The organism is Acetobacterium paludosum (assembly GCF_008086595.1).
Taxonomy (GTDB): Bacteria; Bacillota; Clostridia; order Eubacteriales; family Eubacteriaceae; genus Acetobacterium; species Acetobacterium paludosum.
This window is the reverse complement of record NZ_RXYA01000051.1, coordinates 1-619: the sequence shown is the minus strand read 5'-3', so window position 1 is coordinate 619 and position 619 is coordinate 1. Positions and strand designations below refer to the sequence as shown.

General features: G+C 41.8%; 2 rRNA genes. Both read right to left on the bottom strand.

Features of this window, described 5'->3' with window-relative positions:
• Window positions 1-34 precede the first annotated feature (34 nt).
• Window positions 35-151, bottom strand: a 5S ribosomal RNA gene (gene rrf / locus FZC41_RS17140).
• Window positions 152-520: 369 nt separating this feature from the next.
• Window positions 521-619 (bottom strand): 23S ribosomal RNA (locus FZC41_RS17135); the annotation flags it as partial.

Here is a 619-nt window from a genome sequence, read left to right as displayed (position 1 = left end):
TGCTCCACCGTTGAGCTACTGAGGAATATTTAAAACCCCGCAACGTCCTATCCTCCCAGGCAGTTACCCACCAAGTACTTTCGGCGCTGGAAGACTTTACTTCTGTGTTCGGTATGGGAACAGGTGTAGCCCTTCCGCCATCGTCGCGAGACTAAATTTAGCTTTGTTTTTGCTAAAAAACAAATAGGTCTGAAGGAGCGTTAGCGGTCAGACCGGCTAAATTGTCCATCAATTCTTTCAGAAATCTTCTACTTCTGCATAAGAGATTTTTGAAAGAATTGGTGTCCCTTGTTCCTACTTGCTTTGTTTATTCAGTTATGATTGCATTTATCAATTGTCCTTATGATCTCTTTTTTATTGGATGGTATTTTTCAGGCTTTCTTCTCTTATCTCTAAATGGATAAGAAACCCTGAAAAATGCCGAATGTTTGTCACCTTTCGCGCGCAAACGCTCCAAGCTCAATACGATTTTTTATCAAAAATCGGACAAATCATTCAAAACAGCACAGTGTATATAGATTGGATCAAGACCTCGGTCGATTAGTACTGGTCAGCTCCATATGTTGCCATACTTCCACATCCAGCCTATCTACCTGGTCGTCTACCAGGGACCTTAACC